The sequence below is a fragment of the Halobacillus litoralis genome (assembly GCF_009856355.1).
In the GTDB taxonomy this organism is placed as follows: domain Bacteria; phylum Bacillota; class Bacilli; order Bacillales; family Halobacillaceae; genus Halobacillus; species Halobacillus litoralis_B.
This window is the reverse complement of record NZ_WMEW01000002.1, coordinates 196,619-222,958: the sequence shown is the minus strand read 5'-3', so window position 1 is coordinate 222,958 and position 26,340 is coordinate 196,619. Positions and strand designations below refer to the sequence as shown.

Here is a 26,340-nt window from a genome sequence, read left to right as displayed (position 1 = left end):
GCTGATAATCAGCGGCTTTTCTGCTGGATCCAGGGATCACTCGTTTCCTTAGAAATGTAAAACAAACCGCCATTGACCACTTCAAGCTTGATGCTTGGCTTATAACGGATATCCATCTGGTCACGTTCCTTTGTGAATGATTCGAGGTCGATGTCCTCCGACTCATAAAAGGATTCAAGCAGCGCAGTTTCTCTCTGAAGATGCTGGTGGGATTCCACCGCCCATTGATTATTTTGTGAAGAAATATATGTCTCCACATGCTTTTCCATCCTTCTATACGCATGGTTCAATGATATGACAGGAGTCATGGGAAAGGTATAGTCGGATACAGTGTTTCCGAACGGAACCATTCCCAGTTTTTCCATCATCTTCAGCATCATCGTTCCATGAATCAGGTTTAAGCCGATGGATAGTGGTTCATCCCTCGCCTGTTTCCCGCGGTAATGAAGCAGAAAATTGACGACAAGCCATGGGCTTACAGCTGTATGCCCTGCATTTTCCGGAGGGATCTGCTCATACAGCCGTGCAGTCTTTCCTTTATTGATAGCGGTTTGATAAAGCGTATGCAGTTTTGGGGTTCCGGCATGCAGGTAAATGCCTTGTTTATGACTGCTGTCTGTCTGGGTGAAGGTGAGACGCATCGGATCACCTTGACGTTTCATTTTTTTCATATAGTGCCAGTAAAAAGGACGGTTCATGATTTCTTCATCCATGTCACTCGTCAACTGGACAGTAAAATGCGTCGGACCTTTTTCAAGGACCGGACAGCCGTAGGCAGCGAAAAAACGTTCGACAAATTCAGCATATGGGTGGAGGGGACTCAACTGGACTCTCTCCTTTCATTCACGGAATGTTCGACATAACTGACAAGGTTTTTCAGCTTAATATCCATCTCCCCCTGGCTTTCGGACTGTTTGACGATCGATTGAATCTGCTGCTCAAACGTACCACCGGGGATCTGCTCCAAAATGTGATCAAGATCGCCGACGGCATTTTTAAAGACTTCGATTTTTTCATAAAGCATGTGCATAATATGGTCCTCAATTGTGTTTTCCACAGCAAAATTGTAAATGTTCACATCATATTCCTGACCAAAACGGTGAATTCTTCCGATGCGCTGTTCCAGCCGCATCGGGTTCCAAGGCAGGTCATAGTTGATCATATGGTGGCAGAACTGGAGGTTGATGCCTTCTCCTCCGGCTTCTGTTGCGACCATCACCTGTGCTTTGTTCTGAAACAGCTGTTTCATCCAGTCGCGCTTACTCTTATTAAACTTTCCGCTGAATGGAACAGAGGTGATCCCGTGCTGCTGCAGGTACCACTGCAGGTAGAACTGGGTCGCGCGGTACTCGGTGAAAACAATGAACTTCTCCTCTTTCTCCTTGATTAAATCCACCATCCGCCCGGCTTTAACATGATGAGGCAGGCTGCCGAGTGCTTCGATAAACGAATCGTAGACCGCTTGTTTCTCCGGAGCCGCTTTCTTCTTCAATTGATTTAAAGACATGTAGCAGGCTTCCCGTGAAGAACATAATTCTTTAGCCAGGGTCAGCCATGTGAACGAAGGGTGATCGGCTTTCAACTGTTCAAGGGATTGGTAAAGTTCCGCTTCTTCTTTGGTAAAGGTCAGTCTTTCGTTCCTTACTTTACGTTTGGAAGAATCCAGTCCTGTGTCTTTTCTGCGGTTACGAATCATCAGTTGACCGACAAGGGAGTGAATGTGCTGAATATGGTCCTCATCCCGGGCCTGTTTTTGGTATTTCTTTTTAAAGTCTGTCAGATTTCCTAAATAACCCGGCTTCAGAATGGATACAAGGTTAAATAGATCACTAAGCTTATTCTGGATGGGTGTGGCCGTTAGAAGGAGGCAGTACGTCTTTTTTAAAGACTGGACAAACTGATAATTCTTCGTTTGGTGGTTTTTCAGCTTGTGAGCCTCATCAATGATGATGAAATCGTATTTCTGAGAAAGGATTTCCTCTCTGTGATGCTCTCTTTTAGCCATATCAATGGATGTGACCGCCACATCCCATTCTTTCCAAGACGCCTGCTTTTTTCTGGGTGAAGCAGCCTGGATATAGAATTTTTCGTTCAGTTCCTGAATCCACTGGTTCACGAGAGAAGCAGGCGTTAGAATGAGCACTTTGCTGGCACGGCCGCGGATCATGTATTCCTTCAAAATCAGTCCGGCTTCCAATGTCTTCCCGAGTCCGACTTCATCAGCCAGGATCGCCCGGCCGTTCATTTGGTGGACGACGGTTTCTGCCGCTTCAACCTGATGCTCCATAAAATTGACATGAGGGAGGTGCTCAAGAGCCAGCAGACCTCCGAAATCCGGCACGGTTTTGAATTGGGCGGCCTGGTAAGCCAGCTTAAACCCTTCCCAGGACGCCAGATGTTCCGATTGGTCAAGGTGGCTGGACAGAGAGTGAATGAACGTTTGATCTGGATGAATGGTGAACATGGATATAACCCTCCGCATTCCAATATTTTAAGATTGTGAATTGTTGTAGAATTTTCGTGTTCTTTGCCGGTCACGCATGATATAATGAACGGGAAAAGAAGTGTCATCCATACATTACACGATAGTATGCCCGGTAAAATCTAGGAAAATACAAACGCGAATGACTGTAGAGGGAGAGACCCTGACAAGGGCGCCGAAGGAGCAAGCAGGATTGTGAATCTCTCAGGCAAAAAGACCTCTGCAGGACGCAGCTCTGGAGAGCGTCTGCCTTCTAGGGGCGGATCACCCAAGAAGCAAACACCATCAAATGGTGTGAAACTTTCTGGTTCACGGACAGAGACTCCCGCTGATAGCGGAGGAGTCTCTTTTTTTATGGGCGGAATGACGTAAAGGAGTGGTTGAATTGACAGAACTGAAACGAACACCTTTATATTCTGAGTATGAAAAGCTTGGAGCGAAGACTATTGATTTTGGAGGATGGGACCTGCCGGTGCACTTCTCCGGTATTAAGGAAGAGCACGCAGCTACAAGAAATGCGGCGGGTCTATTCGATGTTTCCCATATGGGGGAAATCCTTGTCAAAGGTTCCGAGAGCCTGGCTTTTCTCCAGAAAATGCTTACAAATGATGCCTCAAAGCTTGAGCCGGGAAAAGCGCAGTACACGATTATGTGCTATGAAGACGGCGGGACAGTGGATGATTTAATCGTTTATCATCTTGAGGAAAACACGTATCTGTTAGTCGTCAATGCGGCGAACCGGGAAAAGGATTTTGAATGGCTGGAGCGTCATGCCGTCGGAGACGTTTCCGTTGAAGATGTTTCTGATGCCTATGTTCAACTGGCTGTCCAGGGCCCGGAAGCAGAAAAGGTTCTACAGAAACTTACAGATACCGATTTGTCTGCGATCAAGTTTTTCCGGTTTGAGCAGAACGTTTCCCTGGAAGGTGTTCAGGACAGCGCGATCGTCTCCCGGACAGGTTATACAGGCGAAGATGGTTTTGAAATTTATCTTCCTGCAGATTCAGGGCCGGAGCTCTGGCAGACTCTCTTAAAAGCGGGGGAGCCGGAGGGGCTGCGTCCGATTGGTCTCGGTGCAAGGGATACCCTTCGTTTTGAAGCGAATCTCGCCCTTTATGGTCAAGAGCTGAGCAGAGACATTACACCGATAGAAGCAGGGTTGAACTTTGCGGTCAAGATAAAGAAAGAAGAGGAGTTCATAGGAAAGGACGTCCTTACCAAACAGAAGAAAGAAGGACCTGAACGCAAGCTGGTCGGTATTGAAATGATAGATAAAGGCATTCCTCGTACCCATTATGAAGTATACAACGAAGATGAAAGGATTGGATTTGTCACAACAGGCACCCAGTCACCGACGTTGGGGAAAAATGTCGGACTTGCTCTTCTTAACCGTGCGTATGCAGAGGAAGGGACAGAAGTAACCGTTCAAGTACGGAAGAGACGCCTGAAGGCCAGAGTCGTCCCGACGCCTTTTTATAAAAGATAAATACCTGAGGGGGATGGAACAATGGAATTTCGATATTTGCCTATGACAGAAACAGATAAAAAAGAAATGCTTGAGACCATCGGTGTCCAAAAATCCGAGGAATTGTTTGCTGATATTCCTGAACGCGTACGGTTTCAAGGCGATTTGAATATTAAACCGCCGAAAAATGAATATCAGTTAATGAAAGAGCTGTCGGATATGGCAGGTCAAAACGTCAACCTTAAGTCGCATACGTCTTTTCTAGGAGCCGGGGTTTATGATCATTACATTCCTTCCATTGTAGATCACGTCATATCCAGGTCTGAATTTTATACCGCTTATACTCCCTATCAACCCGAGATATCCCAGGGAGAGCTGCAGGCCATCTTTGAATTTCAAACGATGATCTGTGAATTGACCGGCATGGATGTCGCCAATTCTTCTATGTATGATGGCGGAACAGCGCTGGCAGAGGCTGTTAACCTTGCAGCCGGACAGACGAAAAAGAAGAAGGTTCTTGTATCCAGGGCAGTGCACCCTGAATCTCTTGCGGTGATCCATTCCTACGCAAAGGGTCCTGGGGTGGAAATCATTGAAATCGATCATAAAGAGGGGCTGACGGACCTTGAACAGCTGGAACAACACCTCGATGAAGATACAGCCGGCGTTGTCGTTCAATATCCGAACTTCTTTGGCCAGGTGGAGCCGCTCGAATCCATCCGCAGCCTGGTGGACCAGCAGAAAAAAACGATGATGATTACTTCAAGCAACCCCCTTGCCCTCGGTTATTTAACACCTCCGGGCACATTTGGCGCTGATATCGTTGTCGGTGATGCTCAAGTGTTCGGTATCCCTGCCCAGTACGGGGGACCGCACTGCGGTTATTTTGCCACAACGAAAAAACTGATGAGAAAAGTGCCGGGCAGGCTTGTCGGTCAGACGGTGGATGAGGATGGACGGCGGGGCTTTGTCCTTACGCTCCAGGCTCGTGAGCAGCACATCCGTCGTGACAAGGCGACTTCCAACATCTGCTCCAACCAGGCATTGAATGCGCTGGCTGCTTCGGTCGCTTTGTCATCTATAGGGAAACAGGGATTGAAAAAGATGGCAGCGATGAATATTAAGAAGACGTTATACATGAAGCAGCAGCTTCAAGCACAAGGGATCGACGTTTTGTATAAGGGCGCCTTTTTCAATGAGCTTGTCATCCGTTTGAAGAAACCGGTGAAAGAAATAAATCAACGGCTTTTGGAGCAAGGCTTCATCGGTGGGTATGATCTTGGACGAACAGATGAACGGCTGTCCGACTGTATGCTGGTTGCTGTTACAGAAATAAGGACAAAAGAAGAAATCGACACCTTTGCAGGGGAAATGGGGGATTTGAATGGCTAATCAAGACTTTCCATTAATTTTTGAATTGAGTCAGGAAAGCCGGACAGGATTCAGTCTTCCTGAACTGGATGTGCCGGATACCGATATTGATGAGATGTTTGATGATGCATATGTGAGGCAGGATGCTCCTCATCTGCCGGAGGTTAGTGAGCTGCAGATTATGAGGCATTACACAGGCCTGTCCAAGCGTAACCACGGGGTGGACTCCGGTTTTTACCCTCTTGGGTCGTGTACGATGAAATACAACCCGAAAATGAATGAAGATGCAGCCCGGCTGGCCGGGTTCAGCCATATCCATCCTTATCAGCCTGAGGAAACGGTTCAGGGCGCCCTCCATCTCATGTATGATCTTCAGGAATCCCTGGCGGAAATTACCGGTATGGATACCGTAACGCTCCAACCAGCGGCAGGAGCTCACGGCGAATGGACAGGACTTATGATGATTCGTGCCTTCCATGAAGCGAATGGAGATGATCAGCGGACGAAGGTCATTGTTCCGGATTCTGCCCACGGTACAAACCCTGCTTCTGCCACGGTCGCCGGATTTGAAGCGGTCACGGTAAAATCAGACGCGAGGGGTCTCGTAGATCTTGAAGACCTCAAGCGCGTCGTAGACGACCAAACGGCCGCGCTTATGCTTACAAATCCGAACACACTCGGCCTCTTCGAGGAGGATATCGAGGAAATGGCGTCGATTGTTCATGAAGCGGGTGGCAGGCTGTACTATGACGGCGCTAACCTTAATGCCATTTTAGGATATGCAAGGCCGGGGGATATGGGCTTTGATGTCGTTCACTTGAACCTGCACAAGACCTTTACCGGCCCTCACGGCGGTGGAGGACCAGGCTCCGGCCCTGTTGGTGTCACCTCAGAGCTTGAGCCGTTTCTTCCAAAGCCGATTCTCACGAAAAGAGAAGGGCGCTGCCAGTTCGATGATGAACGTCCCCGTTCCATCGGGCGTGTGAAGCCTTATTACGGAAATTTCGGGATCAATGTCCGTGCTTACACGTACATCCGGACCATGGGGCCTGAAGGGTTGAAAAAAGTAAGTGAATACGCCGTTATGAATGCCAACTATATGATGCGCAGGCTGCAGGCAGCTTTCGATCTTCCTTTCGACAGGCACTGTAAGCACGAGTTTATCCTGTCCGGCCGGCGTCAGAAAAAACTCGGGGTGCGGACACTGGATATGGCCAAGCGTCTGCTTGACTTCGGTTATCATCCACCGACCATCTATTTCCCGATCAACGTGGAGGAAGCGTTGATGATTGAGCCGACGGAAACGGAGTCCAAGGAAACTCTGGATGATTTTATTGACCGCATGCTTCAAATAGCCAAGGAAGCAGAAGAAGAGCCGGAAACGGTTCAGGATGCTCCTCATACAACGATTGTGAGCCGTATGGATGAGACACAGGCGGCTCGGAAGCCTGTGCTGCGTCATCCGATGGAATAAAAAAAACCGGCCCTCTTCCGAGGGGCCGGTTTTCCTTGTTCATTGTTACTTCTTCGTCTTGATTTTACCGGTCCATTTCTTGAACCCGCCTTCAAGCATATTAAGATCATTGTACCCTTTTTTATGAAGGGTCATGGCCGCACGTGCAGAGCGCGCGCCGCTTTGGCAGTATAAGTAGACCGGCTTGTCCTTGCGGATTTCTACGAGCCGGTTGTTCAGCTGTGAGAGCGGAATATTTCTCGCCCCGAGGATATGACCCCCGTCAAATTCCTTTGGTTCGCGGACATCGATCAGCTGAGCCTTGCGGTAGCCCTGGCGGAATTCTTCTTCAGATATCGTGTTCAATATTTTTCTTGTCTTGAAGAATCTATACAAACCGAAAGCAATGAGCAGAACAAGTGCTCCGAGTAAGATCCATAATTCCATTATCGTTTCCCCCTTATTTTCTCTATTCTTTTATCTATTATAGAAGGGAAGAACGGGTATTTCAAAAAAATTTTTCTTTCGGCCCGAAAAAAATGCCGATCTGCAGGGGATTATATCGAATTCATAGATGCAAGACAGGAAAAATCGAAAAAAGTGGACATGAGAGACGCTTTTCTCTTAATCCCTGCTTTTTTCTAACCATATCTTAAGATTTTCTGATTGACAAAATTCAACACGTTCGTTCAATAACACAATATATGGTGATCGAATAATAAACAAACACAATATATTGATTAAAAATCCGCACATGTGGTATGTTACATATATCAAATCAGGAATTGGTTTTTTAAGATAAGGGAGAGATGCGAACATGCAGACAACAACTTCTAAAGATGTGCATACAAAAATCAACGTAGACCGGCTGAACGCCGATATCAGACAGTTCCCCCAGGTACACCCGGTTACGGATACGATGTCCATTACCCACAAGGGAGTATCGAGGCTGGTCATGCTGGACCGATATGCGTTTAAAGATACAGAAAAACTGACGTTGTCTGAAGGAGACTTTGTCGTACTTACAGTAAAGGACGATCCCAAGTTCCCGGCACGCGGCTTCGGTTTTATCCAATCCATTGACTGGCAGGCCCATGAGGCTTTTGTAAAAGTGGAAGATGAATTTGTGAATGTGCTCGACCGCGAGGAGGAAAGGGAGACCGGCGTTATCAAAAGGAATCTGGATACAATCGATAAGCCGATGGAAGTGTATTATGAACAAATTGCTTTAAGAAATGCGACCGGACTTTCAGAGGTTGAAACAGATCCGGAAAGACAGGCGCAGAGCTTTGAGGAATTTTATGAGGAACTATCCAGCCTGAACTTCATCCCTGCCGGCCGTGTCCTTTATGGGGCAGGGTCCAATACGGATGTCACGTACTTCAACTGTTATGTTATGCCCTATATCCAGGATTCACGGGAAGGGATTTCCGATCACCGGAAACAGGTTATGGAAATCATGTCCCGCGGCGGCGGCGTTGGTACGAACGGATCCACCCTGCGTCCGAGAAATACGCTTGCCCGCGGGGTAAACGGAAAGTCATCCGGTTCAGTTTCCTGGCTCGATGATATTGCGAAGCTGACTCATCTGGTCGAGCAGGGAGGATCCAGACGTGGTGCCCAGATGATTATGCTGGCAGACTGGCATCCGGACATACTTGAATTTATTATTTCCAAGATGCAGAACCCGCGCATCCTCCGCTTCCTGATCGAAAACACAGAAGACGAAACGATTAAACAGCTTGCCAAAGACAAGCTGAAATTCACGCCGCTGACCGAAGTGGAAAAGGACCTTTATCAGAGTGTCGTCAATTACAAACACATTCAAGGTCAGGGTGGTTTTACAGATCAAAGCGTGCAGGAAGCACAGGAAAAACTGGCTCTTGGAGGCACGTATACTGTTCATAACTCCGAGTTCCTGACAGGTGCCAACATTTCCGTCTGTATTACGAATGAGTTCATGGAAGCGGTGGAGAACGATGCAGAATACCAGCTCCGTTTCCCGGACGTGGAGAATTACACCGCAGAGGAAATGAACGCCTATAACGAAAAGTGGCAGGAAAGCGGCGATGTACGTGAATGGGAAAAACGCGGCTTCGGTGTCCGGACATACAAATCCGTTAAAGCGAAAGAGCTGTGGAATCTGATCAATGTCTGCGCTACCTATTCAGCAGAACCGGGCATTTTCTTCATTGATAATGCCAACGAAAAAACGAACGCCACTGCTTATGGACAGAAAGTTGTAGCGACCAACCCATGCGGGGAGCAGCCGCTTGCACCGTATTCCGTCTGTAACCTGGCAGCGGTCAACCTCGCGTCTGTAGCAGATAAGGAAAATAAGACCGTTGACTTTGAGAAGCTTACTCAAACGGTAAAACGCGGCGTCCGTATGCAGGATAACGTGATTGATGCGACCCCGTACTTCCTGGAAGAAAATAAAGTACAGGCTCTTGGTGAGCGTCGTGTCGGTTTGGGTGTCATGGGTCTTCACGATCTATTGATTTATTGTGAAACGACCTATGGTTCAGAAGAAGGCAACAAACTGGTGGATGAAATTTTTGAAACCATTGCAGTAACAGCTTACCGTGCATCCATCGAACTGGCGAAGGAAAAAGGGAGCTTCCCGTTCCTTGTAGGAGAGACGGATGAGGAAACACAACAGCTTCGTGAAAACTTCATTCAGACGGGATATATGAAACAGATGCCAGAAGACATCCGACAAGATATCCTGACCTATGGGATCCGTAACTCCCATCTCTTAACTGTAGCCCCTACAGGAAGTACAGGAACGATGGTTGGAGTTAGTACAGGACTGGAGCCATATTTCTCCTTCTCCTACTACCGCAGCGGTCGTTTAGGGAAGTTTATCGAAGTGAAGGCGGACATTCTGCAGGAGTATCTGGATGCTCATCCAGAGCAGGATCCTGAACAGCTTCCTGAATGGTTTGTAACGGCGATGACGATGTCTCCGGAAGCTCATGCGGATACGCAGTGCGTCATTCAACGCTGGGTGGACAGCAGTATTTCCAAAACGGTCAACGCACCGAAAGGATATACGGTTGAACAGGTGGAGAATGTTTATCAGCGCCTGTACCGCGGCGGAGCCAAAGGGGGTACGGTGTACGTGGATGGAAGCCGTGACAGCCAGGTGCTTACTTTGAAAGCGGAGGAAAATGCTTTTGATGGTGAGCAGACGGAACTGTTTGAAGAGGACAAGAGCCCCCGCGTTGTCCTTGTCGATACGGTGCATGAACTGGATAAGACGAACGTGACGATTGGTTCGGAAGTTGGTGACACCTGCCCGGTCTGCCGTCAGGGGACCGTAGAAGATATCGGCGGATGTAATACGTGTACCAACTGTAATGCCCAGTTGAAGTGCGGATTGTAATACATGAGAAAACCGGTCCTTCAGAATAGAAGGACCGGTTTTTTATGTTGGGCAGGACTGCTTGTATCGCATAAGAAACTAGTGTATCATTTTTTTATGTAGTCATCAGCATGATCACAAGCGTTACATCTACATAAAGACAGGGTATTGGGGGTTCAACATGCCAACACCAAGCATGGAAGATTATATTGAACAAATTTATATACTCATAGAAGAAAAGGGTTATGCCCGCGTCTCGGATATTGCTGAGAACCTGGATGTCCACCCCTCTTCCGTGACGAAGATGGTCCAGAAACTCGATCGCGATCAGTATTTGAATTATGAAAAATACAGAGGATTGATTCTGACCCCGAAAGGGAAAAAGATCGGGAAACGGCTGGTCTATCGTCACGAGCTTCTGGAACAGTTTCTAGAGCTGATCGGCGTGGATAAGGAAAATATTTATGAGGATGTCGAAGGTATTGAGCACCACATGAGCTGGAATTCCATCGACCGGATCGGCGACCTTGTCCAGTTCTTTCATGAGAATGAAGGATATGTCGAGGCCTTACGGGAAGTGCAGAAAAAAACGGAAGAACAGAATAACGAATAGAGAATAGAAGACACGGACGTCCGTGTCTTTTTTGTTTCCATGCTGTCCGCACGAAGGAAGGACGCGTGGAATTATTCCACAGCGTTCTATTTAGCTTTCCCCCTGTTTATAATGAATTAAAGTGGGGTGGAGCATGGTGAATGTAGATGGCGTATTCTCCGGTGGGGGGGTGAAAGCACTCGCCTTTATCGGAGCGGTCGAGGAACTGCAGAATCAAGGCTACGTTTTCCGCCGGGCAGCCGGGACTTCTGCGGGAGCGATTTTGGCTGCGTTAACAGCCTCCGGCTACACGGCGGAGGAAATCAAATCACGCCTGATGTCCATGTCGTTTGAAGAATTAATCCATATCCCTCTCACGGACCGCGTCTTCCCCTTCATGAAATGGTTGTTTCTGTATTACCGCCTCGGCCTTTACAATGGGGCTCAGATGGAAACCGTACTGGCACAGTGGCTGGAAGAAAAAGGGGTGCGGACGTTTGCAGATCTACGGCCGGGGTCGTTGAAAATTATCTGCTCGGATCTTACTTTAGGAAGAATTGTCGTTCTCCCGGATGATCTAAAGAGCACCTATGGCATTGACCCGGCAACGTTTTCCGTTGCGAAGGCTGTACGAATGAGTTCGAGTCTTCCTTATTTCTTCATTCCCGTGAAAATTCATGGGAAGCGTGGTAAATCGGTGATTGTCGATGGAGGGGTCTTAAGTAATTTTCCTTTATGGATATGGGAAAAGCAGGATGGATGCCGGAAGCGACCTGTCATCGGCTTGAAGTTAAGCGATGAACCGGATAAGCTTCCCGAACAGAAAATCAGAAACGCCATCCAAATGTTTCATGCCCTCTTCAAAACGATGCAGCGCGCACACGACTCCCGCTATATTTCCAAATCCATCAGTAAAGATATTCTCTTTATCCCCGTAAGCGGAATAGAAACGACCGATTTTCATATGACGCATGAAGAAAAAGAACATTTAATGAATTATGGGCGTCAGCATGCATTGGAATTTTTAAAAAGATGGACAAAATAAAATCGAGCCTTTAAAAAGAGGCTCGATTTTTGTCTTTGTTTTTATTTCCTTCAATGACCCGGAGTTGCGGCCCGTTTGTTCTTCTGCGGTTTTTGCGTGTAAACGGAGCTGATTTGACAGCTGTCTTGGCAGCGGGGCTTTTCTTAATAGCTGGAGCGGGCTGTTTGTATTTTTGTTTGGATTGTTTTACGGCCTGTTTGTACTTTTTCATTTCTGTGCGGTTGCCGGAGCCTCCACTAAATCCGCGGCCGCGGAGGAAGAAGTAGTAGATGGCTCCATACAGGATAGCCGCCATCCCGATCATAATCACTATGTTAATTAAGAAACCTGATGTATTGGTGAACAGCTGAACGCCTACGAAGAAAATGGCAAGCCCGATCAAAATGTACATGACTGGTGTCATCCAGTTACGCATGTAAATGTCCTCCCTTCTAGTATTGGTCACCTGCACGCCATCTTTAGTTATATATACCCTGGATTGTACACTTTTCAACATGTTCTGCGGCTGGTATGTGTTATTTAAAATTGTTTCCGTACTAGATTAATTTATACAGTATTTATACTCAAAGTTCAGGTGAAAGATTCGGGGTTACTTCTTTCTTTCCTTCTGACTGTCGCCTTTAAACTAGAAACCTCTAGACCTTTATTTTACAACAAATGGAGAAGAATCACTAGGTCTATTATGAATGCAGGCATGAAAAAATGCGGGTTGGTTAAAATGAGGACAGAGGTGATGGAGATGGCAGAACAAACAAAAGATCAACGGAAACAAGAGCCGAGGCAGAGTGTAGCCACCAAGGCGGCAGCTACAGGTTTTGCCGGCGGGCTTCTATGGAGTGCACTGGGGGCCGGAGCCTATTATTTTCATTTTTCGGAAGTCTCAGCAGCATCCTTTATATTCCGTTCCTTCTGGCAGACAGACTGGACAGGAACATGGCTTGCAGAAGTTCTATCGGTGCTGATTGTTGCACTTCTTTCGATCGGCACAGCGTTCGTGTACTACTTTACTCTAAGGTCAAGAAAAGGCATATGGCCCGGCGCGGTTTTCGGGCTGCTTCTTTGGGGTGTGGTCTATTTCGTATTGACACCTGTATTTCCGGCGATTCCCGGGTTCATGGAACTGAGCAGTGACACGTGGGTGACCACGGCCTGTTTGTTTATCTTATACGGTGTGTTTGTAGGGTATTCCATATCTTATGAGTATCATGAATTTAATCAAACAGCAGATTCTTATTCAAATAAGGAAGGAGTATGATAAAATTTAACTGTATGATCCTTTGGGGAACGGTGGGGATATGGAATGGAAAAAAAGAAGATTTATTTATTAAATGGACCGAACTTGAACCGTCTCGGTATCCGGGAGCCCGGTACATATGGCACCGGAACGCTTGAGGATGTGGTCACGCTCGTTTCAGAGACCGCGCAGAAAGCCGGCTTCGAGGTGGAAGCGTACCAATCCAATCATGAGGGCGATCTTGTGGACTGGATTCACCAGGCCGACGCATCTGCAGACGGGATCATCATGAACCCTGCTGCTTACACTCATACGAGTGTAGCCCTGCGGGATGCGGTGAGTTCCGTTTCCTTACCAGTCATAGAAATCCACATTTCCAACGTTCACGCGAGAGAAGCTTTTCGGCATACGTCGATGCTGGCTCCTGTATGCGCTGGACAGATTGTAGGATTTGGGATGGATGGATACCGTCTGGCGGTAGAAGGGTTGATTCATAAGCTGAATGAGAGAGGAGATCGATAAGATGACGAAATTGACAGGACTGCGTACAGCAGCTGCGACAAAGGAACTGGATGCACTATTGATCACCAGTGCGAAAAACCGACGCTACCTTTCCGGCTTTACAGGTTCTTCAGGAGCTCTGCTCATTACAGATCGTGATGCTTTTCTAATTACGGATTTCCGATATACCAAACAGGCGGCTGATCAGGCGGAAGGTTTTGATATCATCGAACATAAGCGTCCGCTTCACGAAGAGGCAGCGGCAAAAGCCAGAGAACTTGGATTGAAACGGATCGGCTTTGAAAAAGATCATGTTACATATTCATCCTACGAGCAGTACAAGCAGGCGATGGATGCTGAACTAGTGCCGACTTCAGGGCTCGTGGAAAAATTACGCTTGATTAAGACCGATGAGGAGATTAGTATATTAAAGGATGCTGTTAAGATTGCCGATGATGCTTTTGACCACATTCTAAGCTACATAAAACCAGGTGTGAAGGAAATTGATATTTCCAATGAACTGGAGTTTTTCATGAGGAAGCAGGGAGCCGTTTCCTCCAGCTTTGACATTATTGTAGCGTCCGGTTACCGTTCAGCCCTTCCGCACGGCACAGCTTCGGAAAAGGAGATTCAATCCGGTGAGCTTGTCACCATGGATTTCGGTGCTCTCTATAAAGGGTATTGTTCCGATATTACGAGGACGGTCGCTGTTGGTGAGATCAGTGATCAGTTGAAAGACATTTATGATACGGTTTTACAGGCGCAGTTAAGAGGTATGGAAGGTATTAAAGCAGGCATTACCGGTAAGGAAGCGGATGCTTTGACCCGTGACTATATAAAGGAAAAAGGATACGGGGACTATTTCGGACACTCCACAGGCCACGGCATCGGTCTTGATGTTCATGAAGGCCCGGGGCTTTCCTTCCGTTCTGATCAGACCATTCTGGAGGAAGGAATGGTCGTCACTGTGGAGCCGGGGATCTATGTTCCGGATGTCGGCGGCTGCCGTATTGAGGATGATACGATCGTAACGAAGACCGGAAACGAGCGTTTGAGTCAATCAACGAAAGAGCTAATTACTTTGTAAGGAAAGAAGGAGGAGCAACGTATGATTTCAGTAAACGATTTTCGTACAGGATTAACAATTGAAGTAGATGGTGGAATCTGGCAGGTTATGGATTTCCAACACGTAAAACCAGGGAAAGGTGCCGCTTTTGTACGTTCGAAGCTTCGTAACCTTCGTAACGGAAACATCCAGGAAAAAACGTTCCGCGGCGGAGAAAAAGTAGAACGTGCTCACATTGAAAACCGTAAAATGCAGTACCTTTACGCCAACGGTGACATGCACGCATTCATGGATATGGAAACGTATGAGCAGGTTGAGATTCCTTCTGCAACCATTCAGGAACAGCTGAATTACTTGAAGGAAAACATGGAAGTGCAGATTCAGTCTTATCAGGGAGAAACGATTGGCGTTGAGCTTCCGAAGAACGTTGAACTGAAAGTAACAGAAACAGAACCGGGAATCAAAGGTGATACGGCAAGCGGGGGTACGAAACCTGCGACGCTTGAAACAGGATTAACGGTTCAGGTGCCTTTCTTCATTAATGAAGGAGAAGTACTACTTATCAGCACAACAGACGGCAAGTATGTCTCCCGTGCGTAATGAAATAGGAAACCAGGCGTGTTCCCGAAAAGGGAGCACGCTTTTTTTATGTCCTCCTTCACCCTTGAGCGGTAGAGGAGCGCTCTAGTAGAACTCTAGTACGGGCTGATGTTCTTCTACTTTTATATGATTTCATCTGTCATAAGTATAGACGTTGGACATACATATGAAGTAAACCAAACAAAGGAGCAGAAGAGGGATGAAAGAGATTTTACGTCTGTTTCCGCCTTCGTTTCAGAAGGTTTTACTAGAGAAGGTGGGTTGGGGGAGGGTACAGGAAATCCGTTTAAGGGTGGAACGTCCTATAGAGGTGATCAGCAGTTCTGGTTATTCCGTTTTAGACTCTCTGCCGGTGACTGCGGATCATCTCTCCTACGTATTGAATCAAATCAGTCAATTCTCACTCTATCGATTCAAGGATGAGTTAAAAGAAGGGTTCATTACCATTGAAGGCGGTCACCGTGTAGGCCTCGCAGGTAAAGCGAATACACAGGAGGATAAAGTTGAAACGTTGAAGCATATCTCTTTTATGAACATCCGTGTCGCTCGATCGACGAAGGGGCAGGTATCCTCCCTGCTTCCCCACCTTTATGACGAAAAGGGCTGGAGGAGTGCCTTAATCATAGGGCCGCCCCATTCCGGTAAAACGACACTGCTTCGTGAGCTGGCGTCTGTGATTGGATCCCCCACCGGTTCATACCCTTCCTCCAAAGTTGCAGTCGTGGACGAACGGTCGGAAATAGCTGCCAGTTTACGGGGGGTTCCACAGCTGGATGTCGGCGCACGCACGGATGTGATGGATGCCTGTCCAAAAGCTGACGGCATGATGATGATGATCCGGTCTATGTCCCCGGATGTCTTAATTGTCGATGAAATCGGTGGGGAAAAGGATGCACGTGCTGTCCAGGAAGCTGTTTATACAGGAGTGAAGGTCATCTGCAGCATTCACGGTACCGGAGTTGAATCTGTGAGCCGGAGACCATCTGTTTCGGGACTCCTGCACGACCAGGTTTTTGAACGTTATATTAATCTCGAACGTCTATCTGCAGGGTCGGCCATTACATGGAAAGTGTATAACCATGTTGGACAAGTTCTTGGTGAAGGAGAAGGAGGGCGGATGGATGGAGTGGATGGGCGCCGTTATCATTCTAACCGTTACAACACTGGGCGGGTTTGAAATCGCATCAAGGTTCAAGAAAAGGCCTGGTCATATCAGGCAGTGGAAGAACGCACTCCAGCTGATTGAAGCGGAAATGGTTTATGGTCAATCTTCTCTCTGGGAGGTGTGTGACACCTTATCGAGGCATCTGCCCATGCCTGTGGCAGGATTTTTTGAGCAGCTGCAAAAGGAGCAGGATGGATGCCGGGAATTTGCTGTTTTATGGGAGTCCATGATGAAAAAACATTGGCCGTGGAATGCCATGGGTAAAACAGAACTGGAAATTCTGCTTCAGTTTGGCCGGACACTCGGTCAGCACGATCTCGAGCAGCAGCAGAAGCAGATTCAGTTGACGATCCACCATTTGGACAGAGTGCTTCAGGAAGCATTGGAAGTAGGAGAACAGTACCAGAAAATGGCCAGAGGAATGGGGGTTTTAAGCGGTCTTCTAGTCATCATTCTAATTATATAGAAGGGGGAAGGACCATTGTGCTCCAAGATGCTACAATCCTTTTTCAAATAGCGGGAGTAGGAATTATCGTTGCCATGATTCACAGTATTCTAAAACAAATGGGAAAGGAAGAGATCGCCCAGGCTGTCACATTGACAGGATTCATCATTGTTTTGTTTATCGTCCTGCACCGTCTGGCTGACTTGTTCCAACAGATTAAATCTGTGTTTCTCTACCAGGGATAGCTTTATGGATATTATCCAGGTTGTTTCGCTGGGGCTCATTGCGGCTATGCTGATCATTCTGCTGCAGGAACAGAAATCTTCGGCCGCTTTTCTTCTTCTCCTTTTTACCGTCATCATTATTTTCCTGACCGTTCTCGATCAGCTGACCTATGTATTCACACTGCTTTCCTATATGGCTGACCAGGCGCAGGTGGAACCGATGTATTTTAAAACGATATTAAAAATCATCGGTATTGCCTACATCGCTGAATTCGGTGCCCAGCTCATCCGGGATGCCGGTCTGAATGCTTTGGCATCGAAAGTGGAACTCGCCGGGAAATTATTCATTCTTATGCTTGCTATTCCAATTGTCACAGCTGTCATTGAAACCATACTTCAGTTTATACCCGGAGGTTAGGGAGGCGGGGAGCAGATGAAACGTCTATGGATGTGTCTGTGTGTGGGAATCATAGGTGGCTTTCTGTTTCCAGCGGCTTCTGCGGCATCTCCTGAAGCTCCGGAAACCACAGTGCCTCCTATGTCCGAATACATTTCAACCGACGATATGGAAGCAAATTGGGAGGAACTGCAGCACCAGTACGGGAACTATATGCCGACATTTCAACACGACAATTTCAAGGAGTTTATTCAGAAAGAAGGAGCGCTGGAGTCCTCCGACTGGTATTCGGGCATCGTGGAGTTCTTCTTTCATGAACTTCTCTTGAATGGCCGGCTGCTTTCCTCATTATTATTTTTAACATTATTCAGCACACTGCTTCAGTCTGTACAGTCCGCTTTTCAAAATTCAGTCGTTAGTAAAGCGGCCTACATGGTCGTCTATCTGGTCCTGCTTACCCTGGCATTGGAAAGCTTCCGGCAGGTGATCGTCTATACGCTGGATGCTGTGGAGCGGATGAGCAGCTTCATGATCGGTCTCATCCCTCTTCTTCTCGGAATAATGGCTTCGTTCAGTCATTTAATGTCCATTTCATTTTTCCATCCCATCATCATCGCTCTCGTCCAGTCCAGCGGCCTGCTGGTGAAATACCTGCTCATCCCATTGTTTACATCATCCGCCCTTTTATTGATTGTCGGCAGTCTGAATGAGGATTTTAAGGTGGATCACTTAGCGGAACTGCTCCGGAAGACGGGGATGGCTGTTATGGGGATTTTCCTTACCGTCTTCCTGGGTGTTATCTCCGTTCAGGGGACGGTCACAGCTGTTCAGGACGGGATAACGATGAAAACGGCCAGGTTTGTAACGGGGAATTTTGTTCCTGTGGTTGGTCGGTTGTTTACAGATGCGACCGACACCATATTAGGAGCCTCCCTTGTATTAAAAAACACGCTTGGAATAGCAGGGGTGGTCATCCTCCTTGGAATTGCCGTCTTTCCGTCGATCAAGGTTCTTGCGATTGCGATTATTTATAAACTGGCGGCTGCGCTCCTGCAGCCGCTTGGTGACGGCCCGGTCATCCAGGCGATGGACGTAGTCAGCCGTCACATCTTCTATATTTTTGCTGCTCTGCTTATGGTTTCCATGATGTTTTTCCTCGTCATAGTCATTATGGTGGCGGCCAGTAATATCACAATGATGATCAGATAAGGGGATACGATAATGGAATTATTTATCGACTGGATCACAAGGATCGTATTATTCCTTTTATTGGCGATGGTTGCTGATGCCCTGCTGCCATCCGGTGTCATGAAGAACTATGCCAGACTTGTCATGTCCATTTTACTGCTCCTCGTTTTTCTCGGCCCCCTGCTGCAGCTTTTGCAGATCGACCCTGAACGCCTTCTGAAGTCGGCTGATCAGAAGATGGAAGAGCAGTGGGATACCGGAAGTTTGGATGACACTATTGAATCTAAGAAAAATGAAATACTGCAGGGACAAGATGCATATAAATTAGAACAGGTTACCGAAGCTCTATCTGCTGAACTTGCACCTTCGTTGAAAGAAGAGAAGGATGTCACGCTTCAGGATACGGCGATGACTTTTACTGGACAGCCATACAGCATGGAAACACTTGAAAAAGTAACCCTGACGATATCACGAAGCCAGGAGATGGGGGAAGTTGAGAATGTCGATATTTCCTTTATGGATGAGCCCTCACCAGCGGTTTCTCAGGAAGAAGATACAGAACTGGTGAAGTGGGTGGGTACAAAACTGGACTTGAAACCTGAACAAATTGAAATCCACTGGGAGGATCAGGATGAATAAATGGTGGAATAAGATCACTCTGTCGTCCGATAAGGAAGGGAAGAAGGTGAATAAGACCAAGTATTTGATTGGTCTTGGAATGATAGGAGTTCTAATCATTCTGGTCAGCAGCTGGTTCCAGCCGGATGCAGAGCCCCGTACCCCTCCTACGACAGGGGATACGCAGGAACAGGCTGTTTCAGAAACTTCTCCATCTCCAGAACAGACCGATTCCATCACACAGCTGGAAGGAGAGTATGAAAAGCAGCTCAAGCCGCTCCTTGAAAACATCCAGGGAGTCAGTGCTGTCGATATTATGATTAACCTTTCATCCACGCACAAGAAGGAGTATGACAAAAACTTAATTATAGGCAAGCAGAACACAAAAGAATCCGATAAGAATGGAGGAGAAAGAGAGATTGAAGATTATACGAGAGAACAGCAGCTGGTTCTGGTCCGTCAAGGCGACCGCGAAGTTCCACTGCTTACTCAGACGTCCAAGCCTGAAGTGAGCGGTGTATTCGTAACCGCTAAGGGGGTTGATCAAATACAAGTAAAGGAATGGGTGGTTGAAGCTGTTTCCCGGGTGCTTGATGTACCGACACATAGAATATCAGTTCTGCCTAAACAATAAGGAGGGATTCCCTTGGTAAAAAAACAAACCGTTTGGCTTCTGACAATGTTGAGTCTTTTGATCGTGCTGAGTGTGTACTATATGACATCCCCGGATAACGGAGAGATGGCCTTCATTCAGGAAGAGGACTGGGCTGAAATGACGAGTGAAGAGGCAGAAGGGGAAAACATTGAAACTGCAGGCGACGGTACAGTGATTTCTCAAATTTCCACGGACGAATTATTTTCAGCGATTCGTCTGGATATGAAAAACCAGCGGGATCAGGTTCAGGAGCAGCTTTCCGAGATTGTAGCGTCCAGTGATTTCACGACGGAAGAGAAAAATGAAGCTTTAGAGAAAATGGAAACAATCAAAACCAATCAATCAAAAGAATCCATCATTGAAAATACGATTCTGGCAAGCGCTCAGTATGATGATGTGCTCGTCCGCGCTGAAGATGACGTTGTGCACGTAACGGTGAAAGCTCAGGAATTATCCAAGGAAGAAACGAACCAGATTATCCAGATGGTCTCTGATGAATTCGGACATAAGCAGGTTCAGGTTCAATTCCAGCCTGCAGGATGAAATACGTAAGCTGCCGTTTTAACGGCAGCTTTCAGTCTGTAGAAAAAAGTTCGTCCTATCCAGTTAGAGTGGTCCATTTGTCGTGTAGAGGGGGCACGTTCTGCTTATCGGCGGATGCTTGCCGCGGGCACGGCCTCAGCTGACTTGGTCAAGAAATCATTTGACCAAGTGGATCTTCGGCTCGCGCTGTTCCCGCAGGCGTCACCCCCGAACACTCCTCGTGCCGGTCCCTGTGGAAAACAACTTTACGCTGCGATAAAAGGAAAAGGTAGGCATAGCTCCTTCGCCGTTTCAAAAGAACATTACAGGCTGTATTACTCCCGCTTGCGTGGGAAAGATCCTATCCATGACCAAGTATGGATGCCCGCTCCTTTGGAGTCACTGAAAAAAGGTTTCTCTCCAAGCTGTAAGCTGCCGTTTTAACGGTGGCTTTTTTTGTGCGGTTAAAACTATTCCTGTATGGAAATAGTGGTGAATATAGAAATCCGGGGACCTATAGAACTGCCAAATGTTAACGATTGAGGCCTGTCTTTCTACCTTCTTTCGGGAGGTTCAGTTGCAGGAATGCAGGAATCTATAATAGAATGTTAAGAGGAGTTATTAGTACCAGTTATAAAGCAACTATACATAAAAGGGGTGCCAGCTATGTTAAAGGTACAGGAAATCAGAGAAATCATTAAGCTGATCGATCAGTCTTCGATTGATGAATTCAGCTATGAAGCAAACGGGACGAAAGTTTCAATGAAAAAACAGCAGGAGCAGGTCGTTACAGAACCCGTACAGCCGCAGCAGACCGTACAGGCGCAGCCGAAGCCGCAGGCTCAGGAGCCGGTGGAGAGCAGGGAAGCTGCTCAGGAGCCGGCTGCAGAGGAAGCACCGAAAGCAGAAGCTGCTTCCAGCGATTACGATGCTGAAATCAAATCTCCAATGGTTGGGACGTTCTATGTATCGCCATCACCGGAACAGGATGCCTATGTGAAAGTCGGCGATGATGTCAAAGAGGATTCCGTTGTATGTATCGTTGAAGCTATGAAGCTTTTCAATGAAATTGAAGCGGAAGTATCTGGTGAGGTCGTAGAAATTCTGGCAAAAGACGGGGAACTTGTCGAATATGGACAGCCGTTGTTCCGAGTGAAGTCTAAGTAAGCGGGGGATGAGACGTTGATTAAAAAAGTTTTGATAGCAAACAGAGGTGAGATTGCTGTCCGGATCATTCGCGCTTGTAAAGAGATGGGAATTGAGACGGTCGCCATTTACTCTGAAGCTGATAAAGAAGCCTTACACGTCCAGCTGGCAGATGAAGCCTATTGTGTTGGACCTACATTAAGTAAAGACAGTTACTTGAGCTATACCAATATTTTAAGTCTGGCTACGCTGACACAGACGGATGCGATCCACCCGGGATACGGGTTCCTTTCTGAAAACGCGGAGTTTGCTGAAATGTGTGAAGAATGCAACATCACCTTTATCGGACCGTCCGCTTACGCCATTCAAAAAATGGGTACGAAGGATGTTGCCAGAGAGACGATGAGAGAAGCAGGGGTTCCGGTTGTTCCCGGTTCTGCGGGAATCATCAAAGGTGAGGAAGAAGGATTGAAGGTGGCGGAGGAAATCGGCTATCCGGTCATCATCAAAGCTACAGCCGGCGGTGGAGGAAAAGGAATCCGCGTCGCCCGTAATGAAGAGGATTTGAAGACAGGGATCCGTATGACCCAGCAGGAAGCGGAAACAGCTTTCGGCAACCCTGGTGTTTATATCGAGAAATTCATTGAAGACTTCCGCCACGTAGAAATTCAGATCCTGGCTGATAACCATGGAAACGCTGTTCACCTGGGAGAGCGTGACTGCACCATTCAGCGGCGTCTGCAGAAGCTGATTGAAGAAACACCGTCTCCAGCTATTTCCGAAGAGATGAGGAAAAAGATGGGGGATGCGGCAGTTAAAGCAGCCCTTGCTGTTAATTATTCAGGAGCCGGTACGGTGGAGTTCATTTTCGATAAAGAAGCCAATTCCTTTTACTTTATGGAAATGAATACACGTATCCAAGTAGAGCATCCGGTGACGGAAATGGTGACAGGCGTGGATCTTATCAAAGAGATGCTGCTGATCGCCAACGATGAAAAGCTTTCGTTTAAACAGGAAGATATCGAATTTGAAGGCTGGTCCATTGAATGTCGGATCAACGCGGAGAACCCTTATAAAAACTTCATGCCTTCCGCAGGGAAAATTGATATGTACCTGCCGCCGGGAGGTCTCGGAGTGCGTGTGGATTCGGCAGCTTATCCGGGCTATTCCATCCCTCCTTATTACGATTCCATGGTGGCCAAGCTTATCACATACGGCCGTGACAGGGATGAAGCCATCCGCCGCATGAGACGTGCGCTGGATGAATTTGTTGTAGAGGGTGTCCATACAACGATTCCTTTCCACCAGCGTATGATGGAGCATGAGGTTTTTGTAAATGGCGATTTCAACACCAAATTCCTTGAGAAATATACGATTATGAAAGACGAAGCTTAAAAGGAGTGGTCATGAATGACTGATAAACAATTGTTGAATGTGACAGATGGATCGACATTAGGCAATATTGAGATTGCTCCTGAAGTTATTGAAGTCATTGCCGGCATAGCCGTATCTGAAGTAGCAGGGGTTGCTTCGATGCGGGGGAACTTTGCCTCCGGTGTAGCCGAACGTCTAGGCAAGAAAAACCACGGTAAGGGTGTCAAGGTAGAGTTGACGGAAAGCGGCATTTTGATTGATGCTTATGTCGTTATGGATTACGGCATCAGTATTCCGGATACAGCTCAGAAAATCCAGGACAATACCCGTCAGGCCTTGAAAAACATGACAGCTCTTGAAATCAGTGAAATCAATGTTCACATCGTCGGTATCCAAATGGATGGGACGAAAGAGGAAGAAAGCGAAACAGAAGCCTATTCATAGGAATCAGAAAGGGGGAACCCTTTCTGATTTTTCTTTTTGCAGTCAGGAGACAACAGGCTTTATATCCTTGTTATCATGGCTTTTATCCCACTAAAATGTTATGATTCTAACGGATATTACCTTAAAGGAGAATGAACATGAAACGACGCACAGCACGAGAAAAAGCATTTCAGGCGCTTTTTCAGACGATTACTGAGGATATTGATACAGACGAGGCCATTCAGCATGTGGTAGAGGATCCGGAGGTGGATCCATTCCTGAACGATCTGGTCCACGGAGTCATGGACTACCGGGATGATCTCGATCAGTGGATCGCCGGCCACTTGGATAACTGGACCTTCCCACGGCTTCCGAAAGTGGAGAAAACCGTTCTTCGTATGGCCGCATACGAAATGAAGCATAACGAAGATGTCCCGACACAAGTAGCTATTAATGAAGCCGTGGAACTTGCTAAAATCTTCGGAGAAGAAGATTCCGGGAAGTTCGTCAACGGCGTTTTATCCAAGATGATCTAACATTGAACAGGGGGAATCGGAGATGGTAGCAGAAGTTATTTATGGAAAGCAGTTAGCAGAAAATTTACGGGAAGAGATGAAGCAGGAGATCACCACTCTTCATGAAAAAGGTGTACACCCGAAGTTAGTTGTGGTCATTATCGGAGAGGATCCTGCATCTAAGTCTTATGTAAAAGGAAAGCAGCGGGCTTCTGAAAAAGTCGGAATGGATTCCGATCTTATTGAACTTCCTGAGGATACATCGGAGCAGGACCTTCTGGATTTAATCAGCCGGTTGAACCAGGATGATACGGTTCATGGTATTCTCGTGCAGCTTCCGGTTCCGGATCATATTTCCGACCAGAAAATAATTGAAGCGATCGACCCGAGCAAGGATGTCGATGGGTTTCATCCTGAAAATGTAGGCCGAATGCTGACAGGCCAGGATACCTTTTTCCCCTGCACGCCATACGGCATTATGGTGATGCTTGAACGTGCAGCTATTGATGTAGAAGGAAAACATGCAGTCATTGTAGGTCGTAGTAACCTCGTCGGAAAACCTGTAGGGCAGCTTCTTCTGAATAAAAATGCAACAGTGACCCACTGCCACTCCCGGACAAAGGATTTAAAATCCCATACAAAACAGGCCGACATCCTGATTGTAGCGGCAGGCAGGCCGGGGCTTGTAACCGGAGAGCATGTAAAGGAAGGGGCCGTCGTTATCGATGTTGGTGTCAACCGTGTAGACGGAAAGTTGACGGGCGATGTTGATTTTGAATCAGCTCAGGAGGTGGCCTCCCATATTACTCCTGTTCCAAAAGGGGTCGGTCCGATGACCATTACCATGCTTCTCCACAACACCATTAAGGCGGCGAAGCGTATTCACCGCGTGTAAGGAGGCGTTATCGTGCAGGACCAGTATTTAACGGTAACGGCATTAACCAAATATATTAAGCGGAAACTATCCGGCGATCCCCATCTGAAGACCGTGTGGCTGAGGGGGGAAATCTCCAACTTCAAACATCATTCAAGAGGGCATATGTATATGTCCCTGAAAGATGATCAGGCAAGAATTCAGGCCGTGATGTTTGCAGGAAGCAACCGCTCGTTGAAATTCATGCCTGAAAATGGGATGAATGTCCTTGTGAAAGGTGAAATCAACGTATATGAACCAATGGGCCAGTATCAGCTGTATATTAAGGAAATGCAGCCGGACGGAATTGGAGCTCTTTATTTTGCTTTCGAACAGCTGAAGGAAAAATTGGAGAAAGAAGGCTTGTTTGCGAAGGAACGTAAGAAAAAGCTTCCTACATATCCGAAACATATCGGCGTCATTACTTCTCCAACCGGCGCAGCTGTCAGGGACATCCTGACGACGATAAAGAGACGCTATCCGATCGTTCCGGTGTCCATCCTTCCCGTTCTCGTACAGGGGGAGCGCGCGGCAGCGTCGGTTTCAAATGCCATCCGGTACGCTAATGAGCATCTCGATTGTGATGTATTAATCGTGGGTCGAGGTGGAGGATCGATTGAAGATCTCTGGGGATTCAATGAAGAAATGGTCGCCCGGGCTATTGCAGAGTCGACCATTCCGATCATCTCAGCCGTCGGCCATGAAACAGATACAACCATCAGCGATTTTGCAGCCGATCTGAGAGCTCCAACACCTACAGGAGCCGCAGAGGTGGCCGTGCCTTCCATTCAAGAACTAAGGGAGCAGGTGCAGCAGTTCAGACAGAGGCTGATAAGATCAATGGATGGGCGACGGGCAGAATCGAGACAGAAACTGAACCGGTTGAAAAAATCCTACGCGTTTAAGTATCCGGAACAGCTGATGCGTCAGAAAGAACAGGATTTGGACCGGGTGCTGGAGCGTCTGTCGAGACAGATGAGCACGCAGCAGTCGAGCCGCCGGGAACAGCTCAACTATCTCATCAAACGTCTGGAACAGCAGGGACCGGATAAAAAAATCAAGGAAGGAACCGAAGCGCTTCAAAGGGAGACGAAACAGCTTCAGAAAGCATTCGATACCATCGTCTCCCGTAAGAAAGACCGTTTTCGTTCCACGCTTGATAAACTAACACTGCTTAACCCACTGGAAATTATGAAACGCGGCTATGCTATTCCTTTTGATGAGGAAGATCAGGTCATTAAAAAGACAAGTCAGGTGTCAGAGGGAAGCAGTCTTTCCCTTAAGATCCAGGACGGTCTGATTCAATGTCAGGTTACATCGGTGAAGGAGGATGAAAATGGAGGAAAATAAGCAGGAAATCAGTTTTGAAGAAGCTATGAATCAGCTTGAGGAAATTGTTGAGAAGCTTGAAACCGGCGAAGTTCCCCTTGAGAAAGCTATCCAGTACTACCAGGAGGGAATGAAGCTTTCGAAAGTATGCAGTGAAAAACTGGGAACAGTGGAAGAGCAGATGCAGCAGATCATGAATGAACATGGGAACTTTGAGCCATTCACTGTACAGGAGGAAGAGTAGCCTGTG

At 47.2% G+C, this 26,340-nt stretch carries 29 protein-coding genes and 2 riboswitches; of the genes, 25 read left to right on the top strand and 4 right to left on the bottom strand.

The features are described from left to right. Positions 1-8: 8 nt before the first annotated feature. Together GLV97_RS04900 and GLV97_RS04895 are read right to left on the bottom strand one after the other, a co-directional pair. Positions 9-824, bottom strand: coding sequence for a YqhG family protein (locus GLV97_RS04900; protein WP_160889160.1), 816 nt, complete (start codon positions 822-824; stop codon positions 9-11). After that, positions 821-2,464, bottom strand: coding sequence for a DEAD/DEAH box helicase (locus tag GLV97_RS04895; protein ID WP_160889159.1), 1,644 nt, complete (start codon positions 2,462-2,464; stop codon positions 821-823). The genes GLV97_RS04900 and GLV97_RS04895 overlap by 4 nt, the downstream gene beginning before the upstream one ends. A 160-nt stretch (positions 2,465-2,624) precedes the next feature. Then, positions 2,625-2,712: riboswitch (glycine riboswitch) on the top strand. Positions 2,713-2,715: 3 nt separating this feature from the next. Next, a riboswitch (glycine riboswitch) is annotated at positions 2,716-2,803 on the top strand. Between the two features lie 64 nt (positions 2,804-2,867). On the opposite strand from GLV97_RS04895, the gene gcvT reads away from it, so the two are divergent. From gcvT to gcvPB, 3 genes are read left to right on the top strand one after another with little or no spacing between them, the layout of a single operon-like run. Next, a complete protein-coding gene (gcvT, locus tag GLV97_RS04890; RefSeq protein ID WP_160836106.1) occupies positions 2,868-3,968 on the top strand; it encodes a glycine cleavage system aminomethyltransferase GcvT in 1,101 nt (366 codons plus the stop codon). A gap of 21 nt (positions 3,969-3,989) precedes the next feature. Beyond that, a complete protein-coding gene (gene gcvPA / locus GLV97_RS04885) occupies positions 3,990-5,339 on the top strand; it encodes an aminomethyl-transferring glycine dehydrogenase subunit GcvPA (protein ID WP_160889158.1) in 1,350 nt (449 codons plus the stop codon). After that, positions 5,332-6,792 (top strand): aminomethyl-transferring glycine dehydrogenase subunit GcvPB, encoded by a 1,461-nt coding sequence (gene gcvPB, locus GLV97_RS04880; protein WP_160836104.1) that lies wholly within the window; start codon positions 5,332-5,334, stop codon positions 6,790-6,792. Before gcvPA ends, gcvPB begins: the two co-directional genes overlap by 8 nt. Positions 6,793-6,837: 45 nt before the next feature. Here gcvPB and GLV97_RS04875 read toward each other — a convergent pair whose 3' ends face one another. Continuing rightward, positions 6,838-7,218, bottom strand: a complete 381-nt coding sequence (locus tag GLV97_RS04875; RefSeq protein WP_027955421.1) for a rhodanese-like domain-containing protein — start codon at positions 7,216-7,218, stop codon at positions 6,838-6,840. 370 nt (positions 7,219-7,588) lie between these two features. Here GLV97_RS04875 and GLV97_RS04870 point away from each other — a divergent pair, with 370 nt between their 5' ends. From GLV97_RS04870 to GLV97_RS04860, 3 genes are all read left to right on the top strand, one after another. Continuing rightward, the gene (locus GLV97_RS04870) at positions 7,589-10,159 is read left to right on the top strand and encodes a vitamin B12-dependent ribonucleotide reductase (RefSeq protein WP_160840612.1); all 2,571 of its coding nucleotides are present in this window, start codon (positions 7,589-7,591) and stop codon (positions 10,157-10,159) included. A gap of 160 nt (positions 10,160-10,319) precedes the next feature. Then, entirely contained in the window at positions 10,320-10,751 is a 432-nt protein-coding gene (gene mntR, locus GLV97_RS04865) for a transcriptional regulator MntR (RefSeq protein WP_160836102.1), read from the top strand. A gap of 133 nt (positions 10,752-10,884) precedes the next feature. After that, on the top strand, positions 10,885-11,775 hold the full coding sequence (locus GLV97_RS04860; protein ID WP_202409595.1) for a patatin-like phospholipase family protein: 891 nt from the start codon (positions 10,885-10,887) through the stop codon (positions 11,773-11,775). 10 nt (positions 11,776-11,785) lie between these two features. Here the strand turns inward: GLV97_RS04860 and GLV97_RS04855 are convergent, their stop codons facing one another. After that, a complete protein-coding gene (locus GLV97_RS04855; RefSeq protein ID WP_160840610.1) occupies positions 11,786-12,190 on the bottom strand; it encodes an SA1362 family protein in 405 nt (134 codons plus the stop codon). 324 nt (positions 12,191-12,514) lie between these two features. Between GLV97_RS04855 and GLV97_RS04850 the strand changes: the two genes are divergently transcribed. The 19 genes from GLV97_RS04850 to GLV97_RS04760 all read left to right on the top strand — a co-directional run bounded on the left by GLV97_RS04850 (position 12,515) and on the right by GLV97_RS04760 (position 26,334). Next, the gene (locus GLV97_RS04850; protein WP_160836100.1) at positions 12,515-13,030 is read left to right on the top strand and encodes a YqhR family membrane protein; all 516 of its coding nucleotides are present in this window, start codon (positions 12,515-12,517) and stop codon (positions 13,028-13,030) included. A 45-nt stretch (positions 13,031-13,075) separates the two neighbouring features. Beyond that, complete coding sequence (aroQ, locus tag GLV97_RS04845; protein WP_160840609.1) at positions 13,076-13,531, top strand: type II 3-dehydroquinate dehydratase; 456 nt, start codon at positions 13,076-13,078, stop codon at positions 13,529-13,531. 1 nt (position 13,532) lies between these two features. Further along, a complete protein-coding gene (locus GLV97_RS04840) occupies positions 13,533-14,597 on the top strand; it encodes a M24 family metallopeptidase (protein WP_160840608.1) in 1,065 nt (354 codons plus the stop codon). Positions 14,598-14,618: 21 nt separating this feature from the next. Then, positions 14,619-15,176: an elongation factor P gene (gene efp, locus GLV97_RS04835; protein ID WP_160836097.1), complete on the top strand. Its 558-nt coding sequence runs from the start codon at positions 14,619-14,621 to the stop codon at positions 15,174-15,176. A gap of 199 nt (positions 15,177-15,375) precedes the next feature. Further along, positions 15,376-16,353, top strand: a complete 978-nt coding sequence (gene spoIIIAA / locus GLV97_RS04830) for a stage III sporulation protein AA (RefSeq protein ID WP_160836096.1) — start codon at positions 15,376-15,378, stop codon at positions 16,351-16,353. Then, entirely contained in the window at positions 16,298-16,807 is a 510-nt protein-coding gene (spoIIIAB, locus tag GLV97_RS04825) for a stage III sporulation protein SpoIIIAB (protein WP_160836095.1), read from the top strand. The genes spoIIIAA and spoIIIAB overlap by 56 nt, the downstream gene beginning before the upstream one ends. 17 nt (positions 16,808-16,824) lie before the next feature. After that, on the top strand, positions 16,825-17,031 hold the full coding sequence (gene spoIIIAC / locus GLV97_RS04820) for a stage III sporulation protein AC (RefSeq protein WP_008637060.1): 207 nt from the start codon (positions 16,825-16,827) through the stop codon (positions 17,029-17,031). A gap of 4 nt (positions 17,032-17,035) precedes the next feature. Further along, the gene (spoIIIAD, locus tag GLV97_RS04815) at positions 17,036-17,428 is read left to right on the top strand and encodes a stage III sporulation protein AD (RefSeq protein ID WP_160836094.1); all 393 of its coding nucleotides are present in this window, start codon (positions 17,036-17,038) and stop codon (positions 17,426-17,428) included. A gap of 15 nt (positions 17,429-17,443) precedes the next feature. Continuing rightward, a complete protein-coding gene (gene spoIIIAE / locus GLV97_RS04810) occupies positions 17,444-18,616 on the top strand; it encodes a stage III sporulation protein AE (RefSeq protein WP_160840604.1) in 1,173 nt (390 codons plus the stop codon). Between the two features lie 12 nt (positions 18,617-18,628). Continuing rightward, entirely contained in the window at positions 18,629-19,234 is a 606-nt protein-coding gene (gene spoIIIAF, locus GLV97_RS04805) for a stage III sporulation protein AF (RefSeq protein WP_160836092.1), read from the top strand. Continuing rightward, a complete protein-coding gene (gene spoIIIAG / locus GLV97_RS04800) occupies positions 19,227-19,847 on the top strand; it encodes a stage III sporulation protein AG (protein ID WP_160836091.1) in 621 nt (206 codons plus the stop codon). Before spoIIIAF ends, spoIIIAG begins: the two co-directional genes overlap by 8 nt. Positions 19,848-19,859: 12 nt before the next feature. Then, on the top strand, positions 19,860-20,411 hold the full coding sequence (locus GLV97_RS04795) for a SpoIIIAH-like family protein (RefSeq protein ID WP_160836090.1): 552 nt from the start codon (positions 19,860-19,862) through the stop codon (positions 20,409-20,411). A 645-nt stretch (positions 20,412-21,056) separates the two neighbouring features. Then, positions 21,057-21,557, top strand: a complete 501-nt coding sequence (gene accB / locus GLV97_RS04790; RefSeq protein WP_160889157.1) for an acetyl-CoA carboxylase biotin carboxyl carrier protein — start codon at positions 21,057-21,059, stop codon at positions 21,555-21,557. 15 nt (positions 21,558-21,572) lie between these two features. Next, positions 21,573-22,931 (top strand): acetyl-CoA carboxylase biotin carboxylase subunit, encoded by a 1,359-nt coding sequence (accC, locus tag GLV97_RS04785; protein ID WP_160836088.1) that lies wholly within the window; start codon positions 21,573-21,575, stop codon positions 22,929-22,931. A gap of 15 nt (positions 22,932-22,946) precedes the next feature. Next, positions 22,947-23,354 (top strand): Asp23/Gls24 family envelope stress response protein, encoded by a 408-nt coding sequence (locus GLV97_RS04780; RefSeq protein ID WP_160836087.1) that lies wholly within the window; start codon positions 22,947-22,949, stop codon positions 23,352-23,354. Positions 23,355-23,491: 137 nt separating this feature from the next. Continuing rightward, positions 23,492-23,869, top strand: a complete 378-nt coding sequence (gene nusB / locus GLV97_RS04775; RefSeq protein WP_160840601.1) for a transcription antitermination factor NusB — start codon at positions 23,492-23,494, stop codon at positions 23,867-23,869. A gap of 22 nt (positions 23,870-23,891) precedes the next feature. Continuing rightward, a complete protein-coding gene (folD, locus tag GLV97_RS04770; protein ID WP_160889156.1) occupies positions 23,892-24,743 on the top strand; it encodes a bifunctional methylenetetrahydrofolate dehydrogenase/methenyltetrahydrofolate cyclohydrolase FolD in 852 nt (283 codons plus the stop codon). Positions 24,744-24,755: 12 nt separating this feature from the next. Then, a complete protein-coding gene (gene xseA / locus GLV97_RS04765; protein WP_160889155.1) occupies positions 24,756-26,111 on the top strand; it encodes an exodeoxyribonuclease VII large subunit in 1,356 nt (451 codons plus the stop codon). After that, positions 26,098-26,334, top strand: coding sequence for an exodeoxyribonuclease VII small subunit (locus GLV97_RS04760; protein ID WP_027955442.1), 237 nt, complete (start codon positions 26,098-26,100; stop codon positions 26,332-26,334). The genes xseA and GLV97_RS04760 overlap by 14 nt, the downstream gene beginning before the upstream one ends. Positions 26,335-26,340: the final 6 nt, after the last annotated feature.

What these genes read in the sequence shown, in the direction of transcription:
- GLV97_RS04895 (WP_160889159.1), bottom strand. Translation starts at nt 2,464, where the DNA reads ATGTTCACCATTCATCCAGATCAAACGTTCATTCACTCTCTGTCCAGC.
- gcvPA (WP_160889158.1), top strand. Translation starts at nt 3,990, where the DNA reads ATGGAATTTCGATATTTGCCTATGACAGAAACAGATAAAAAAGAAATG.
- gcvPB (WP_160836104.1), top strand. Translation starts at nt 5,332, where the DNA reads ATGGCTAATCAAGACTTTCCATTAATTTTTGAATTGAGTCAGGAAAGC.
- GLV97_RS04875 (WP_027955421.1), bottom strand. Translation starts at nt 7,218, where the DNA reads ATGGAATTATGGATCTTACTCGGAGCACTTGTTCTGCTCATTGCTTTC.
- GLV97_RS04870 (WP_160840612.1), top strand. Translation starts at nt 7,589, where the DNA reads ATGCAGACAACAACTTCTAAAGATGTGCATACAAAAATCAACGTAGAC.
- mntR (WP_160836102.1), top strand. Translation starts at nt 10,320, where the DNA reads ATGCCAACACCAAGCATGGAAGATTATATTGAACAAATTTATATACTC.
- GLV97_RS04860 (WP_202409595.1), top strand. Translation starts at nt 10,885, where the DNA reads ATGGTGAATGTAGATGGCGTATTCTCCGGTGGGGGGGTGAAAGCACTC.
- GLV97_RS04855 (WP_160840610.1), bottom strand. Translation starts at nt 12,190, where the DNA reads ATGCGTAACTGGATGACACCAGTCATGTACATTTTGATCGGGCTTGCC.
- GLV97_RS04850 (WP_160836100.1), top strand. Translation starts at nt 12,515, where the DNA reads ATGGCAGAACAAACAAAAGATCAACGGAAACAAGAGCCGAGGCAGAGT.
- aroQ (WP_160840609.1), top strand. Translation starts at nt 13,076, where the DNA reads ATGGAAAAAAAGAAGATTTATTTATTAAATGGACCGAACTTGAACCGT.
- GLV97_RS04840 (WP_160840608.1), top strand. Translation starts at nt 13,533, where the DNA reads ATGACGAAATTGACAGGACTGCGTACAGCAGCTGCGACAAAGGAACTG.
- efp (WP_160836097.1), top strand. Translation starts at nt 14,619, where the DNA reads ATGATTTCAGTAAACGATTTTCGTACAGGATTAACAATTGAAGTAGAT.
- spoIIIAA (WP_160836096.1), top strand. Translation starts at nt 15,376, where the DNA reads ATGAAAGAGATTTTACGTCTGTTTCCGCCTTCGTTTCAGAAGGTTTTA.
- spoIIIAB (WP_160836095.1), top strand. Translation starts at nt 16,298, where the DNA reads ATGGAGTGGATGGGCGCCGTTATCATTCTAACCGTTACAACACTGGGC.
- spoIIIAD (WP_160836094.1), top strand. Translation starts at nt 17,036, where the DNA reads ATGGATATTATCCAGGTTGTTTCGCTGGGGCTCATTGCGGCTATGCTG.
- spoIIIAE (WP_160840604.1), top strand. Translation starts at nt 17,444, where the DNA reads ATGAAACGTCTATGGATGTGTCTGTGTGTGGGAATCATAGGTGGCTTT.
- spoIIIAF (WP_160836092.1), top strand. Translation starts at nt 18,629, where the DNA reads ATGGAATTATTTATCGACTGGATCACAAGGATCGTATTATTCCTTTTA.
- spoIIIAG (WP_160836091.1), top strand. Translation starts at nt 19,227, where the DNA reads ATGAATAAATGGTGGAATAAGATCACTCTGTCGTCCGATAAGGAAGGG.
- accB (WP_160889157.1), top strand. Translation starts at nt 21,057, where the DNA reads ATGTTAAAGGTACAGGAAATCAGAGAAATCATTAAGCTGATCGATCAG.
- GLV97_RS04780 (WP_160836087.1), top strand. Translation starts at nt 22,947, where the DNA reads ATGACTGATAAACAATTGTTGAATGTGACAGATGGATCGACATTAGGC.
- nusB (WP_160840601.1), top strand. Translation starts at nt 23,492, where the DNA reads ATGAAACGACGCACAGCACGAGAAAAAGCATTTCAGGCGCTTTTTCAG.
- folD (WP_160889156.1), top strand. Translation starts at nt 23,892, where the DNA reads ATGGTAGCAGAAGTTATTTATGGAAAGCAGTTAGCAGAAAATTTACGG.
- GLV97_RS04760 (WP_027955442.1), top strand. Translation starts at nt 26,098, where the DNA reads ATGGAGGAAAATAAGCAGGAAATCAGTTTTGAAGAAGCTATGAATCAG.